This is a genomic window from Variovorax sp. Varisp53 (genome assembly GCF_059491555.1).
In genome coordinates, this window is sequence record NZ_CP168512.1 from 2,640,399 (window position 1) to 2,655,485 (window position 15,087).

9 protein-coding genes are annotated in these 15,087 nt (G+C 62.1%); 1 reads left to right on the top strand and 8 read right to left on the bottom strand.

The annotated features are described in order from the left end of the window. Positions 1-14: 14 nt before the first annotated feature. The 7 genes from ACEOAB_RS12300 to ACEOAB_RS12330 form a co-directional block, all read right to left on the bottom strand. Positions 15-788: a DUF72 domain-containing protein gene (locus ACEOAB_RS12300; protein WP_413748718.1), complete on the bottom strand. Its 774-nt coding sequence runs from the start codon at positions 786-788 to the stop codon at positions 15-17. Positions 789-895: 107 nt separating this feature from the next. Next, the gene (locus ACEOAB_RS12305; RefSeq protein ID WP_413748717.1) at positions 896-1,414 is read right to left on the bottom strand and encodes a GNAT family N-acetyltransferase; all 519 of its coding nucleotides are present in this window, start codon (positions 1,412-1,414) and stop codon (positions 896-898) included. Between the two features lie 22 nt (positions 1,415-1,436). Beyond that, positions 1,437-1,874, bottom strand: a complete 438-nt coding sequence (locus tag ACEOAB_RS12310; protein WP_413748716.1) for a hypothetical protein — start codon at positions 1,872-1,874, stop codon at positions 1,437-1,439. Positions 1,875-1,932: 58 nt separating this feature from the next. Continuing rightward, positions 1,933-4,197 carry a two-component system response regulator gene (locus ACEOAB_RS12315; protein WP_413748715.1) on the bottom strand — a complete coding sequence of 755 codons (2,265 nt, stop codon included), beginning with the start codon at positions 4,195-4,197 and terminating at the stop codon, positions 1,933-1,935. Then, positions 4,139-5,542: a sensor histidine kinase gene (locus ACEOAB_RS12320; RefSeq protein WP_413748714.1), complete on the bottom strand. Its 1,404-nt coding sequence runs from the start codon at positions 5,540-5,542 to the stop codon at positions 4,139-4,141. The genes ACEOAB_RS12315 and ACEOAB_RS12320 overlap by 59 nt, the downstream gene beginning before the upstream one ends. A 51-nt stretch (positions 5,543-5,593) precedes the next feature. Next, positions 5,594-5,878 carry a PAS domain-containing protein gene (locus ACEOAB_RS12325; protein ID WP_413748713.1) on the bottom strand — a complete coding sequence of 95 codons (285 nt, stop codon included), beginning with the start codon at positions 5,876-5,878 and terminating at the stop codon, positions 5,594-5,596. Positions 5,879-5,913: 35 nt separating this feature from the next. Continuing rightward, positions 5,914-7,701, bottom strand: coding sequence for a bifunctional diguanylate cyclase/phosphodiesterase (locus tag ACEOAB_RS12330; protein ID WP_056591461.1), 1,788 nt, complete (start codon positions 7,699-7,701; stop codon positions 5,914-5,916). A gap of 1,083 nt (positions 7,702-8,784) precedes the next feature. Between ACEOAB_RS12330 and ACEOAB_RS12335 the strand changes: the two genes are divergently transcribed. After that, a complete protein-coding gene (locus tag ACEOAB_RS12335; RefSeq protein ID WP_413748712.1) occupies positions 8,785-12,105 on the top strand; it encodes a bifunctional diguanylate cyclase/phosphodiesterase in 3,321 nt (1,106 codons plus the stop codon). A 433-nt stretch (positions 12,106-12,538) separates the two neighbouring features. Here the strand turns inward: ACEOAB_RS12335 and ACEOAB_RS12340 are convergent, their stop codons facing one another. Beyond that, on the bottom strand, positions 12,539-14,578 hold the full coding sequence (locus ACEOAB_RS12340) for an alginate lyase family protein (RefSeq protein ID WP_495653756.1): 2,040 nt from the start codon (positions 14,576-14,578) through the stop codon (positions 12,539-12,541). Between the last annotated feature and the right edge of the window lie 509 nt (positions 14,579-15,087).

Below are 15,087 nucleotides of genomic sequence, written 5' to 3' on the forward strand. Positions count from 1 at the left end.
TCCCGGCCTCACGTTCAGATCATTTGAGCGAAAGACCCCGACCTGTAGAGGTGACTGCTTCTGGCACCGTGGCGGGCCTCGCGTAATTGAAACGTCACACGCCCCCGGCCGAGGTGCGTCACTTCGATTTCAACCTCGCGCATCGGCGGCTGACTGGCGGTGGGTTCGGGAAGCTGCCGCGCGGCGCGGGCGAGATCGTCCGCGGAAAGGCTGCCTAGGACTCCGTTGGGATGAAATGGCTTGGAGAGGTCGGGCCGCTGGCCGTCGCCCTGCTGTACGAGCATCTTCATGGCGGTCATGCCGTTGCGGATGCCGCGGTCCTCGTCGCAGTTGTTGAAGATCATGTGGGCGTGCCTGACCTTGTAGGACAGGCGCACGACCTCGCCGACCAACCCGCGCAGTTCGTCGTCGCTGTACTCGTAGGAGAACCGATCCGCCGGCGTGGCCGCCGCGTTGTAGGTCTCGGCGTTCCGTCCGTGAAGCCGGACCAAGGCGTAGTTGTTGTTCGTGACCTCCCAGACCGCCGGCACGGAGTTCTCCGCGCCCTGCGGTCCGTCGACGACGGTGTGCACGGCGTGCATCGCGCGAAGCCACTGCAGGGTTTCGACCCTGCGCCGGCTGCCATCCCACCATGAATGGTGCCGGAATTCGATGCTGATGGTGTCGCGCGGCAGGCGCTGACGAATCGACTCGATGTGTGCCATCACGCGAGCCGAGGGCACCACAGCCAAGGCGATGCGCCGACGCTCTGCGGCAACGCGAACGCTGCAACGGCGCGTGTAGAGCAACTCAAAAACTCTGCCGCGCAGGCCCCTAGGCGGACAGGCGCACCGTGCTCTACACGGCGGAGGCGCACCGTATTTCGACCGGGCCGACATGACTCAAGGCTGAGAGGTCAACCGATCTTTTTTTCTAGTTCGAACACTTGCAAACCGTCTTGTCGAGGCGTGCCGACGCCGGCGTCCGCGGGATAGGCCCCGATGTTGCCGTTCAGCACGAAGCCTCTGCGCTGATAGAAGCTGAGAAGTTCGGGACGCGATGAAAGCACAGCCATCTTTAGCGCTTGCGGTGCGTGTTCGTTTGCTGCCAATGCTTCCGCTGCCGCGAGCATCTCTTTGCCAAGGCCTCCAGCCTGCAGGTCGGGCTTGGTGGCCAGCATGCCTATCCAGCAGACATCATTGACCCGCTCTACATGGACACACGCGACGATGGACTCGTCATGTTTCATGACGAGGACCGTTGAGTCTTTCTTGAAGAGCCTTCGCACTTGAACTGCTGAGGTTCTTTCGCCCGAAACGAGCGCGGACTCATGGGTCCATCCGGCCTCCGCCGCGCTGGGGCGATAGGCATTGTTGACAAGTGCAGAAATCTGTTCGGCATCGGTGTCTTCGGCGGTGGAAATGGCTTTGTGCATCGAAGCAATTATGTGTTTATTGTCATCTCGCTTTACAAGGATTGATGTCGTGCAGCCTTGGAGCGAGTGTGAACTCGGTCTTCGCGCCATTCTTGCGGTTGACGTACTCGAACGAGTTCACCTCGTTGCCGAACATGCTGAGCAGGTAGCGACCGGTGACTTGGTCGTGGACGATCTCTACCCACTCCTCGTCGACTTGGTTGCGGCCGCTATCGGCCATGGGAATGACCTGGCTGCGCGACAGCACAAGGGGGATCCAGGCCTTGGAACCTGCGTAGAGCACGAAGCCCGCCTTGTTGTCGTCCTGTGTGCCGATTAGCCGCAACTGCACAAGCTTGCCGGGTTGGTCAGAGAACCGAAAGCAGCGCGTCTGGACAGCTGCTGAGGGTTCTGCAAACACATGCTGCAACGCCAGCAGGGAGACGGCAACACTCAGCGCAGCGCGGGTCAGGCGGATCATTCGAGTCTTTTCTTTGAGCAAAATCCGGCAGGGCGATGTCTTCGTTCCCGATCGACCTTCAAGCAGCGCCCCGGCTCTCGCCCTTGCTGCGCTCGCTCTGTTCCATGGTGCCGGAGCGCAGAAGGTCGCCTGCCTCGTTGGCGACCACGGCCTCGCTGAAATAGTAGCCCTGTGCAAGGGTCGTGGAGCCCGTCGAGTGGAGGAAGGCGCGTTGCGCTTCAGTTTCCAGCCCCTCGACAATGATGCCGATGCGGGCCTCCCGCGCCAGGTTCATGATGGCGCGGACGGTGGCTGCGCTGTCGGGGTCGTCGACGGCTCTCTTGAGCATCGACTGCGCGATCTTCAGATGATTGACGCGATAGGTCCGCAGGTATTCGAACGACGAATATTCGGTGCCGAAGTCATCGATCGCAATGCGGACGCCGAGCGCCCGCAACTGCGGCAGCACGTCGTTGTGAGCCCATGTCATCTGTGCCAAGGTCGACTCGGTCACGTCGAACTCCAGGTCGGAAGCCTTGAGCTGCCATTTCGCGAGGCAGTCGACCACATCGCGGATCAGCTCGCTGCCGTTCCTGAGCTGGCCGAGTGACAGATTGATCGCGACGACAGGGGGCGCCATTCCCTGTTCGCGCCACAGGCTCATCTGCCTGCACGCCTGGTTCAGCACCCAGCGGCCCAGCATGACGATGCCGCCGGTGCGCTCCGCAATCGGCACGAACACATTCGCGTCGAGCAAGCCCCGCCCCGGATGGTTCCAGCGCAGCAGTGCTTCCACACCCACGATCCTGCCGGAGGACAGCTCGACCTGAGGCTGGTAGTACAGCTCCAGCTCCTCGCGTTCGATGGCCTTCTTCAGGTCTTCGCCCAGTGCAACCCGGTCGCGGACTTCCCGGTCGAGCTCTTCCGAGTGGAAGTGGTATTGGTTGCGCCCCTGTTCCTTCGAGCGGTAGAGCGCCAGGTCGGCCTGCGCCATCATTTCCTCCGGGCTCTCGCTGCCTGGAATGTAGGGGCAGATGCCTATGCTGGCCGAGGCATGCACCTCGTTGCCATCGATCATGTACGGGCGGGCCAGCTCTTGCTGGATCTTCGTAGCCAATGCGCCGGCGGCGGCGGGCTCGGCCATCTCGCTCTGGAGCACGGCAAATTCGTCGCCGCCCAGGCGCGCCACCAGATCGGTTTCCCGCGTGCAATTCTTCAATCGCTGCGCCACCTCGCGCAGCAGCAGGTCGCCGCCCGGATGGCCGAATGTGTCGTTGACCGGCTTGAAATGGTCCAGATCCAGGCAGTGGATCGCGAACGGCAAGGAGCCCCGTTGCGCTGCGCCATGGGCTTGGTGAAGGCGTTCCGTGAGCGTGGCGCGGTTGGCCAGGCCCGTGAGCCCATCGGTGCGCGCAAGTTTTGCCAGCTGTTCCTCCGCCGCCTTGCGCTCGGTGACGTCGATGACGATGCCCTCGACCTCGATGAGCCGGCCCTCCTTGTCGCGAACCGGAACGTAGAGGTTCTCGACCCAGCGACGTGCGCCGTCCCCGGTGCACAGGCGGTATTCGATCGAAGCGCCTTCGGCATCCTTTTCCAGCACGCGCGCCATCGCTGCAGCGACCTCGGGCTGGTCGGCGGGGTCGATCAGCACATCCGCCCAATCCGGGTTGGCCAACAGGGCCGCCGGTTCGTGGCCGAACTTGGTGATGTTGTGCGAGATGTAGATCAGCGGGAACGCGGGCTCGCCGCGCAAGCGGTAGAGGATGGTCGGACTGTTCTGGACGATGATGTTGGCATCGGACAGCTCCCGCGTGCGCTCTTCGACAGCCTGCTCGAGCAGGTTCATCTTGAAGGCGGCATCTTCCGTCATTTGCCACTTCATGGTGAGCGCGCTTGCCAACTGGCGCACTTCGATCGGATCGAAGGGCTTCTTGAGAACGAGCAGGCGGTCGCGTGCGTCCAGGCGATCGAAGACCTCGACCCATGACTGGTCTGCATAGGCCGTGCAGATCACGATCTGCAGGCGCGGGTCTGCCAGCCACAACTGCTCGATGGTCTCGACGCCGTCCCACCCCGGAGGCATGCGCATGTCGATGAACGCCATGGCATAAGGCTCATCGGTCTCCAATGCCTTGCGAACCATCGCGTGCGCTTCCTGCCCCTGGTAGGCGCTGTGCAGCACGAACTCCTCGGCGGATGCCTTGGCTGTGGTGCCGAACAACGCAGATTCCAGGTCGTCCAGATTCGCCGAGGCTCCTGCCGGGAGGAGGATTTTCTTGAAGTCCTCATGGATGGCCGGCATGTCGTCCGCCAGAAGAATGCGCCGATTGCGTTGCTTTCTCATGGGTCTCCCCGCACTTATCGATCGGAAGTTCGAGCGTGAATGTTGCTCCGGTGTTCGGCCCGTCGCTGTGGGCCGTGAGCGTTCCGCCCATTTCATGGGCGGCGATCACTGCGCTGTGCAACCCGAATCCGTGCCCGGTCTTTTTCGTGGTGAACCCGTGCGCGAACAACTGGGGCAAGGTCTGCGCCGCGATGCCCACCCCGTTGTCCGCGACCCGGATGCGCAACCGCCGGCCTTGCGCCAGTTCCACCCGCAGTGCGAGCCTCGGCTCTCGATCTGCCACACCCTCCATGGCCTGCTCGGCATTGGCGATCAGATTCACCAGAATCTGCAATACCCGGCCTTTGTCCAGCAGCAATTCGGGAACCGCCGCGATCTCCTTGTCCACCACCATATGGCGTCGCGCCAACGGCTGCGCGTTGATGCGCAATGCGTCTTCCACCAGTTCGTGGATCCGCACCGTCTCCTGCAGTCTGGACGCTCCGGCATGGGCCTGCTGCGCAGCGATGACCTCCTTGATATATTCCACGTTCTTGCTCAGAGCCGTCAGCTCCTTGATGGCGTCGTGCTGCTCGGCCACCAGTACCGGGGCCAGTTGGCACAGGTAGGTGGGAAGCACCTTGCCTCTGGCGTCCGACGCCAGGAATGCCCCCAAGTCATCCGCGTGCTCTTCCATCAGTTGGACCGCCCGCGTGAGCCCGTGGATCTTCGAGGCGCGAAGGCCCGAAAGAATCATCGCCGTGGACACGTTCACGCTGTTGAGCACATTGCCGACGTTGTGCAGCACATTGATCGCGATCCTGGCCATGCCAGCCAGGTGCGAGGCTTCGATCAACTGCTTGTTCACCTCGGCGACCTGGCGTTCGGCTTCCTTCAGGTCGGAGATGTTCTTGGTGATGCCGAAGGTTCCGATGATCTGGCCTGCACGGTTGCGCAGAGGCATCTTCGTGGTCAAGGCCCAAGAGTCCGGCCGCCCATCTATCCAGGTTTCCCTTTCCACCTTGCCGATCATGGGCAAGCCCGTGCGGATGATTTCCTGTTCGTCCTCGAACGCCGGACGGGCGTGCTCGTCGGAAAAGACGTCGAAATCCGACTTCCCCACCAGCCCGTCGGGCGTGGCCATTCCGAACTCGAGAGCCTGGGCAGTACTGGACTTGATGAAACGAGACTGCGTGTCCTTGAAATAGATGTGGTCCGGAGAGTTGTCCAGCAGCGCCCGAAGCAGTTCGCGCTCGTTGACCAGGTCCTCGTCCGCCTGCATCCGCTGGGTGATGTCGAAAAGGACCCCCTGGCTGCCGACGACCGTCTCGCCAGGCCCCATCACTGCGGACTCGACAACCTGCAAGAACAGCGGGTGGCCGCCCGCGCCAGAAAGAGCCTCCTCCCGCTCGACCTGCTACCCGGTCTGCATGATCAGCGTGTGATGAAGGCTTTCCTGCGCGGCGAGATCAGACCGCCACATCGAGTTCATTTCCAGTGCCGCACTGGAGGCGATCTCGGTTGCCGTGCGGCCCAGAACCTGGTCTGCAGGCGTGTCCTTGAGTTGACAGAACCGAGGGTTGACGAAGACGAAGCGCCCGTCGGCGTCCTTGCGAAAAATGCCGACGGGCATCTGCTCGACGATCGGCGCTGTTTCCGTGAGGAGGGGCGAGCTTTTGGTGGAGGCAGGTTGGGTTCGCATGAAGAGTATGGCCGAGCGATGATTCGTTCGTTTTTCTAGAACCGAGGGGGAAGACGCAGGAACTTCCTGAGCGCGGAAGCCGAGAGTGGTCTGCAGAGGTAGTAGCCCTGCACGTGGTCGAAGCCCATCGACACGATGCACTCGAACACATCCCTCGTTTCGACCCCTTCGGCGAGCATCCGAAAACCCATGGCATGGCCAAGGCTGACGATGCCTTGGAGCAACTGGTGTGCCCGGGGATTTGCCACCACATGCGCCACGAGCCCTCGGTCGACCTTCAGCATCTGAAAGGGAAGGTTCTCCAAACATGTCAAGTTGGAGTAGCCCGCGCCGAAGTCGTCCAGAGAGAGCTGCATTCCCAAGGCTCTGATCTGCCTCAGAGATTCCAGGGTCGCTGGAGCCGTCAAGCCACTGTATTCGGTGCATTCGATGTGAAGCATGTCGTGGGACACCGCGTATCTCGCGCAGATGGTCTTCAGGTCATTCGCAAACTGCGGGCGCTCCAGGCTACGCGCGGACACGTTCACGGCGATCGCGATCCGGAATCCTTCGTGATGAAGCTCTGCCAGTTCCTTCAGCGCGGCTGCGATGACCCAACTCGTAAGCTCATGGATGAGCGTCGTGCCTTCTGCCAACGGTATGAACTCGGCGGGCGCAATGTTGCCGAATATCGGATGCTGCCACCTGATCAGAGCTTCGACACCCTCGAACGCGCCCGAGCTCACGCGCAGCTTTGGTTGAAACACAAGATGGAACTCGTCATGGGCGATGGCCCGAGGGATATCACGCAGGATGGCATACGCACGCTGATGACGGATATCGAATTCCGACACATAGAGGACTCGAGAAAGACCCAAGGTCCTTGCCTGGTGAACAGCCGTCATGGCTTTGCGCAGTGCATCGTCGATTTCTTCGCTCGCTTCCAGGTTGATCTGCACGACGCCCACGCGCGCGTCGAGTTCGATCAGTAGACTGCCGCTTGCGACTGGTTGTTTCAAGACCATGACGAGCCGATCGATGAAACGGTCGCTCGCCTCCCCCTCACGCTTTATAAGGAAGGCAAATCGTCCGTCATCAACGCAATAGAGCCCTGAGCCGGCACTCAAGAGCGACTGAAGCTGAATCGACAGATCTCGCTGAAAGATTTCCAGCGGCCGGATCCCGACTGCCAGAACGGCGTCTCGCAGCGCGTTGCGATCCAAGATATCCACGAGCGCAAGGGTGTACCTTCCTTCGGGAAAGCGCAGGGCGAGGTCATGAAGATCCTCGGACATCTGCGCTTGATTGGGTAGTTGAGTGACCTCGTCGACTCTCCCCGCCGTGCGATAGAGATCGATCTGTGACAGCACGAGGGCGGAAAGATCCTTGAGTTGTTTGCGCTGCTTCGCAGAAAACAGGCGAGGGCGGCGGTCGACAAGACACAGGCTTCCTATTGCGTGACCCGAATGCAGGATGAGCGGTGCACCGGCGTAGAAGCGGATGCCCGGGTCGCCCGCGACCAATGGATTGTTCGCAAACCTGTCGTCCTGCAATGCGTCCTCGACCACCATCACATCGGTTTGGCGGATGGTGTAGTCGCAAAAGGCGTATTCCCGAGGCGTTTCGGGAAGGTCCAGGCCCACGCGGGCCTTGAACCACTGGCGATCCTCGTCGAGGAGGGATATCAGCGCAATGGGAACATCGAAAAGCTCGGCGGCCAAGCGCATGATCCGATCGAAGTTCTCTGTCGGTGCCGTATCCAGCATATGTGTGGAACGCAGGGCGAACAGGCGCTCGGACTCACGACGCCTTTCGGATTCAGCAGTCGATGCGGAAATTCTCATGAAAGAAATTTCGTCCCTCGAGGTTCTTGACCGCTTATAGCCACATCTTCCTGCTGTGTCTGTAGGCGCCGCCAAAAGCTCGCTGCTCTGATCCTGCTGGCGGATTTGCTTTTAAACTTTTTTTAAGAAATTAGGCGACATCGGCACCGTATGCAGACCTTCGGCTTCATGGAGGTTCGCGACCGGATGCGCAGTTTGTCAACCTCGCGAATCACGGCACAGCATTCCTCGCGTATCAGTTCGACTTCCGGCTGCTGTTGATCCTGAATCTTGGAGTCATCCCGTTTGTGCTCTTCGTGAAATGCCGCCGGCCCCAGGGCATCGACATTGACGCGTAAGAAGGAGTGACGATCGCTTATGCGTTATTGACGATTCGTGCAGGCGCGGCCCATGCGCGCCTGAGCTTGAAGACAGGGGCATCCGGGGCATTCAACTGCGGATGCTTTCGCATGAGCACCTCCTTGGAGACAACGCAGCCGTTCATCAAGAGAGCGCGAATGCGCGCTGCGGAATCCGACAGGGCAGGCATTCCAACGGTAGAAGAAATTTTGCAATCGGTCTTCAATCGGGAGTTGAGAATGCGGAATTCGAATGTGAGCGGGACACCAGTGACCGTCCTCAATTTCGATGCGCGGCTTCGAATGATGCGAAGGACCCGCGGGCGTTTCTCCGATTTCGCCAACTCCGTGGCTGGCTTTGTCGTCCGGGCGCGAATCCCCGCATGTGCCATCAAAGGAACTTATCGGAGCGACCGACAGGGTCCTCTACCAATCCAAAATCGAAGGTCGTGATCGCATCTGTGCTGCGGCACGTCCACCAACTTCTTGAACGACGTGCGAGTTGGAACGCCTTCGTACGAACCGAGCAGAGTCGTCGAGGGTTCTTTCCAAGTGGAACCGCTTGCTATTCCCCCCCTTTGGACTCAAGCGTCACCCGTTTCGACCAATACTTAGATTGAGATTTGGACGGATCGTCCGAATTCAGACCTTGCATCCTCGTAATGAATCGCGTGACGGTTCTGCGCTGCATCTATATATTGCGGCAACGATGTAATGGTCTGAGCCAGCGACGAGGGCAAGTCCAATGTCAATCATTTGGGTCAAGGTTCGCCTCCCGTTGGCGATTCTTGTAATCGGTGCCGCGCTTTCGATTGCCCTCGGCGTCTCTGTCCACCAGGAGATCGAGCGCAGCGCGCAGACGCGCTTCGACGCAACCGCCTTCGACCTGGCGCGAAAGGTCGAAGACCGATTCGACGACTATGTCGCCGTCCTGACAGGATTGCGGGCGCGGTTCAATACCCCCGAGGCGGTGACGCGAAGCGATTTCAGGAACTACGTCGCGGGGCTCAATCTGGCGAGTGCGTACCCTGGGTTTCAGGCCGCCACCTACGCACCCTTCGTTGCCTTCGACGAGAAGAGCGCCTTCGAGGAGCAGGTCCGCCGCGAGGCGAACCTTGGCGTTGGCGTTGCCTTCGGCTTCGCCATCAAGCCGCCCGGCGAGCGGGACTTCTACTATCCTCTGCTCTACATCGAACCCCAAGCCGGCAACGAGATGCTGCTCGGCAACGACTTGGGCGCGATGCCCGACCGGGGGAATGCGCTCGAACAGGGGCGCGACACCGGCGGGCTCGTCACCTCCGGTCGCAAGGTCCGCATCCCGGGTCGCGAGGCTGACATCGGATTGGCGATGCGGCTGCCGGTCTATCGCCCGCAAATGCCGCTCGATACGCTCGAGCAGCGGCGCCACGCCTACATGGGCTCGGTGGGCACGGGCCTTAGCATCTCCGGAATGCTGCGAGACATCGTCGGCACCGAGGCAGCGAAGACGCTGCGGCTGCGCCTGGCCGACGCCGGGCCAGGCAGGGGACCGATCGGGACGCGCATCGAAACTCGCTTCGTGGCGCCGGTCGAACTCGGCGAGCGCGAGCTTCTGTTCGACAGTTCAACGCTGACTAAGCCGGTTCCCGGACCGGCGAATAGTCTGCAGCGCATGCTCGGCTTCGAGCTTGGCGGCCACTCCTGGCTGGTGGAGGTGAGGCAGAACGAAAGCCAAATCCTCGGTCCTCTGGACAAGGCCATTCCGTGGTTCATCGTTCTCGGCGGCCTTGCCACCAGCACGCTGCTCGCGGGCATTGTCTTTTCGCTGATCACCTCGCGCAGCCGGGCTCATGTCCTTGCTACCGAGATGACCAGCCATCTGCGCGTCAGCGACCGGCAGTGGAAGGACGCCCAGCAGCTGGCCAGCCTGGGTGGCTGGACCCTCGATCCCGAGACCGGCGCCCTGCAATGCTCCGAGGAAGCGCTGCGCATCTTTGGTTTCGGGGACGATCCCTCGCCGCCGGACCTGCACGCGCTGCTCTCGCGTGTGCCGGCTTTAGAGCGCGCCGCAGTCCACCAGCAAATCACATTGGCCTCCCGATCCACCGAGCGAAGCGAGTTCGAGCACCGTCTGTGCCTGGCCGATGGCACCGAACGCTGGCTCCATGTCATCGCGCAGTCGGGCGAAGAGGCGGGCAAGAAGCTGGTGCGTGGCACGGTGCGCGATGCCACGCGGCCGCGTAAGGATGCGCTGCGACAGAAGCTCGAATACAAGATTGCTCGGCTGCTTGCCGGCGATGGCAGGGCCGAGACGGTGATCGCGTTGGCGCTCGAGGCGATATGTACCGACCTGTGCTGGGACTGCGGTGCGCTGTGGAGCGTCGGCGAGGACGGTCTGGCCCGTTGCGATGCCGTCTGGCATGCTGAAGAGAAGGGGCCTGCGGTGACGCAATTCGCCTGCGACAGCCGGTCGCGCGAACATCGGCCCGACGAGGGCTCGCTGGGCCGCGCGTTCGGTATCGGCGGCGTGGTGCGCATCGACACGCAGGCGTCGCCGGCCCATTTCGCTCGCGATGCGATGGCCCGTGAGGCGGGGCTGACCACTGGCCTCGTCGTGCCGATCGTTGCCCCCGAAGCGACCACGGCACTGGAGCTTTTCAGCGCTAAGCCCTCCATTGTCGAGGTCGAGACGCTGGAGTCGCTGCGCGTGATCGTCTTGCAGATCGCTCAGTACAGGCAGCGCAAGCTGGCCGAGCGCAGCCTTCGCTTCATGGCCAGCCATGACGAACTGACGGGCCTGCTCAACCGGGCGTCGCTGCAGCTCGAGCTTGCCCGGGCCATCAGGCGCAGCAACCGTCAACAGAAGCAGTTCGCGGTGATGTTCGTCGACCTGGATCGCTTCAAGCAGATCAACGACACGCTGGGCCACGGCGTGGGCGACGAGATGATCAAGATCTGCGGCGAGCGCCTCACGGCGTTGCTGCGCGATGCCGATGTCGTGGCGCGCTTCGGCGGCGACGAGTTCGTGCTGCTGATGGAGAACCTTGACAGCGCGAACGATGCCGCAGTGGTCGCCGAAAGGGTCCTCCAGCGTTGCGCCGAGCCCTTTGTCATCGGGGGGCGCGAGCTGCACGTCAGCGCCAGCGTCGGTGTGAGCATCTACCCGGAAAATGGCGGTGATGCAGAAATGCTCCTGAAGAACGCCGACACCGCCATGTATCGCGCCAAGGAAAAGGGCCGCAACACCTACCGCTTCTACGCGGCGAAGATGAATGCGCAGAGCACCGAGCAGCTGATGCTGGAGAGCGCGCTGCGCCACGCCCTGGATCGCGGCGAACTGGAAATGCACTACCAGCCGAAGATGAATCTGCGGACCCAAAGCATCGTCGGCGTCGAGGCGCTGATGCGCTGGCACCATCCGGTGCTGGGCTTGATTCCGCCCGTGCAGTTCATTCCGATCGCCGAGGAACTCGGCCTGATCGTGTCGATGGGCAAGTGGGCGCTGGGGAAGGCTTGCGCCGATGCGCTCGCATGGCAGAAGCACGGCTTGCCGGAGATGTTGATGAGCGTCAATCTGTCGCCACGCCAGTTCGAAAGCCGCACGCTCATCACCGACATAGAGGCCGTGCTGGACGCCTCGGGTCTGGATCCGTCGCTGTTGGAGCTGGAGCTCACCGAGAGCGCGATGATGGCTGATCCCCAAAACGCGGTGACGTTGTTGCAGACGATCCGGGACATGGGCGTGGGGCTGGCCATGGACGACTTCGGGACAGGGTATTCCTCGCTGTCCTACCTGAAGCACTTCCCGCTGTCGACGGTCAAGATCGACCGCTCCTTCATCAACGACCTTTCGCAGGACGCCGACGCGCGCGCGCTCATTGACGGAATCATTACGCTAGCCCACGGGCTGCGGATGAAGGTGGTGGCCGAAGGTGTCGAAACCGAAGTCCAGTTCAACTACTTGCACAGCCGCGGATGCGACGAAGCTCAGGGCTACTGGCTGTGCAGGCCCATGCCTGCCGACGAGGCACGCGATTTCATGGCGCGTCACCTGCGCAACCAATTTGTCCCGTCGGTGGTGGCCTGAAAGCCGAGCGCTCGCGCGTCACCCGAAACAGCGGCTGAATACCAACCGAGAAAAATGGTCCGCAGAGTTGGTAGATGGCGCAGATGTCAGGGGGGAGCCAATCGCGCGGCAGCTGCGGCGCCGTGCACCACCCGAGCGAAATAGGCGAAAGCGCGAGTGTGCGGGTTGGAGATTTTGTATCGTCGCTGCAAGGCCGGGGAGGAAACGGACAATGATCTAGATGCTTTTGAAGGCGGCCGCGGCCCAAACCGCATAGAAGCGCTGCGGGCCGACGGTAAGGTCATGCAAGCGCCGTGAAGGCGCCGACCGACTTCCAGCTGACCGATCTGAGCGCGAAGTTCCTGCTCGGCTTCCTTGATCATCTCGAACAGCAGCGTCAGAACTCAGTGCGCATTCCCAACGTCCGCTTGGCGGCTGTGAGATCGTTCTTGAACTATTGCGTCGCCGAGTTCTGGTCGAAGGCGCTTTCAACGTTGCCGGAGTTGCTCGCGCTTTCGGTGGCAGTGCCGCCTGTGGCAGCGTTGACCATCGGACGAGCCGGTGCGGCGCTGTCCTCAGGAGAACGGCCGCTGGTGCCGGCGGCGTTGCTCGCCGTGACGGTGTAGTAGTAGGTGGTGCCATTGACCACGGCGGTGTCCGTGTAGCTGCTGCCCGTGACGCCCGACGCGATGGCCTCGTAGGGCTCGCCGCTGAACTCGGAGCGGCCGACCGTGTAGCCGGTGGCCCCGAAGGACGCCTGCCAGCGCAGCGGCACGGCGCCATCGCCCGGCGAGGCCAGCAGCATGGCGGGTGCCGCCGGGATGACGCGCGGCGCCCCACCGTCGCCGCCGGTGATCTGCACGTTGCTGAAGGTGGAACTGTTCATGGTGCCCCAGGCGGCCGATGCGACCACCAGACCGACATAGATCGTGTCGGGAACAGGGGCGTTGATGCGGCCGACATCGGTGGCAGCCCAATTGGTGCCGTCGGGCGAAACGTAGCCGGTGATGATGTTCCCGATGCGCTCGAGCTTCACCCAGTACGAGCCCGTGGAGCTGGCGATGGCCATGGCTTTGGTCCCATAGTTCGTACCGCCATACACCGCGAGCTTCGGCATGCTCTGTTCGGCATTGCCTTTGCTGGAGATGGCCATCCAGGCGCGGGGAGCGCCTGTTTCCAGGCTTGTTCGCATCATCACGCCCGCCTTTGCGGCTGGGTTGGTGTTCTGGACGGACTCGACTTTCGCGATGATGGCGCTGTTGCCGGTGAGGGCCTTGTAGGTGAAGTGACAGGCGTCCTGTGCGCCCCAGAAGATGTCGTTACCTGCTCCCTGAACCATCCATTTGCCATTGGCGTATGTGGCCATGCTGGCTGGGGTGGCGCCCCCGATGTCGGCATTGCTGAATCCCGAAGTGATCGAGGCGGTCGAAGGAATGGGCAGCGCCGGCGGCGGCGTCGCCTTCGAGGTGTCGGACTCCTTGAGGAACATGAAGCTGGTGCCGTCCACCGGCAGCCGGAGGCGCCTCTGCGCGATGAAGGGTGCCTGCAGACCCTTGCGCAGGACGTAGGCGCCATAGAGCTGGGTCAGTGCGACGCTTCCGCCATTGGCGCCGTCCCAGCCGCGATTGGTGACGTCGGTGAGGTAGTAGCGATCGGTGGTGCCGAAAGGAAGGGCTGTTGTTGGGACGAGTTCGTTCACCCTCGCGAAATACTCACCCGCGGCCAGCAGACGGTTGTCGAAATCGGAATAGATGTCGATGCCTTGGCTCCAGAGCGCCTCGGCGAGCACGGTCAATGACTTGAGCTGCCCATAGGCGTGCCCCTGGTCGCGCAGGTAGTCGCCGAGCATGCCGATGTCGTTGGAATTTCGCAGCCCGATGTGGGCGAGCGTGCGGGCCTGATAGACGACCCTGTCCAGTGTCTCGATGTCGTCGTTGTAGATCGCCATCAGCCCCAGCGCGGCGAGGGCCAGTGCGCCCTTGTTGGCGGCCCCGAACTGGCTTTCGCCATAGGGGTTCGCCGCCGGCATCAGCACGTCCTTGAAGTACTTCTTCACCGTCGCCGTGTCGGCCTCCTTCCAGCCCGGCCATGTGGCGCGCAGGATTTCCGCGCCGCCCACGAACTGGAGCGCGTAGTCGCCCAGATCGAGCATCGATTCGCGACCCGAAAACTCGGTCTGGGTGGTGGCCCACCCAAGCAGCAACTTGCGCGCATTCTCCGCGTATCGCTCGTCACGGGTGAAGTACCACATCCGCGAGAGATTCGAGATCGCGACCATATCGGAGCGCCAAGCATTGAGATTCTCGTCGGGGGCGCGGCTCACCTTCGCGAATGGGCCACCACGCCCTGCGTAGCTGAGCCTGGACTCGGGACTGCCCGCCACTTGCTCATAGCCGGACTTCCATGGCTCCTTGCCCTGGTCGACGTAGGCCTTGAGCGTCGCGAGATCCGAGAGGGTTACCCCAACGCCTGGATGCTTGATGACGCGGGCCACCGGGGCGTTGTCTCCCGGGGCGGCGGGGATTTCGGGGGAGACTCCAGGGGGGCGGGAGTCTCCGGGGTGCCTCCCACGACAGCGGGGACCTCCGGTGTGCCTCCTGTGACAGCGGGGACCACCGGGGTGCCCCCCGCGACAATAGGGGCCGTAGCGTCCGCCTGGAAACTTCCCGAATTTCCGCCCCCGCAACCCGGGAGCATGACCGCGCTCAACACGAGCAACGCAGCAGCAAAATCGGCTTTATCAAACATGGGAACCTTCTTGGTCGATACGCGGAAAAGGCGCAGAACCCGGCACGGGCCACCAGCTTTCCTCGAGGCGTTGATTCATTGATAAGCCCGCGATCCGCCTTAAAGGCTTTTCGGCTCGCGAAGCGGGCGAATCCTGGTGTTCATCCAGGAAGAGGATGTGAGCAATGGGGGTTGATTTCCATCGAATCTGGATCCACCCTCTTTGTGAGCCAGTTGCTCAGGACATATAAGCTTTTGGTCTTCCCTGGAGGTTGG

Coding starts and splice junctions, on each gene's coding strand:
- ACEOAB_RS12305 (WP_413748717.1), bottom strand. CDS start 1,414: ATGCACAAAGCCATTTCCACCGCCGAAGACACCGATGCCGAACAGATT.
- ACEOAB_RS12330 (WP_056591461.1), bottom strand. CDS start 7,701: ATGAGAATTTCCGCATCGACTGCTGAATCCGAAAGGCGTCGTGAGTCC.
- ACEOAB_RS12310 (WP_413748716.1), bottom strand. CDS start 1,874: ATGATCCGCCTGACCCGCGCTGCGCTGAGTGTTGCCGTCTCCCTGCTG.
- ACEOAB_RS12315 (WP_413748715.1), bottom strand. CDS start 4,197: ATGAGAAAGCAACGCAATCGGCGCATTCTTCTGGCGGACGACATGCCG.
- ACEOAB_RS12335 (WP_413748712.1), top strand. CDS start 8,785: ATGTCAATCATTTGGGTCAAGGTTCGCCTCCCGTTGGCGATTCTTGTA.
- ACEOAB_RS12325 (WP_413748713.1), bottom strand. CDS start 5,878: ATGCGAACCCAACCTGCCTCCACCAAAAGCTCGCCCCTCCTCACGGAA.